Below are 331 nucleotides of genomic sequence, written 5' to 3'. Positions count from 1 at the left end.
AAACCCTGATGTGCAGGCGTTGCTGAAAGATGCACCAGACTTACTGGATTATCTGGATGAGGAATCCAAACAACATTTTGACTTGCTGTGTGAACGTTTGACGCAAGCCGGTATCCAATTCCGGGTTAATTCCCGTCTGGTGCGTGGACTGGATTACTATAATCGCACTGTTTTTGAATGGGTTACCGACGCGTTGGGTGCACAAGGTACAGTGTGTGCCGGTGGTCGTTATGATGGTCTGGTAGAGCAACTAGGCGGTAAAACCACGCCGGCGGTAGGTTTTGCCATGGGCCTGGAACGTCTAGTGCTGTTGCTGGAGTCTCTGCAATTA

The 331-nt window shown here is 50.2% G+C and carries 1 protein-coding gene; it reads left to right on the top strand.

Annotated features, from left to right (window positions below):
- Positions 1-331, top strand: a 331-nt coding sequence (locus tag J0A66_RS22370) for an ATP phosphoribosyltransferase regulatory subunit (RefSeq protein WP_206576029.1), incomplete at both ends; no start/stop codon positions are given.

The organism is Bowmanella dokdonensis (genome assembly GCF_017254865.1).
Lineage (GTDB): Bacteria > Pseudomonadota > Gammaproteobacteria > Enterobacterales > Alteromonadaceae > Bowmanella > Bowmanella dokdonensis.
The sequence above is the reverse complement of the archived record's forward strand: the minus strand, read 5'-3'. Positions and strand labels throughout refer to the sequence as shown.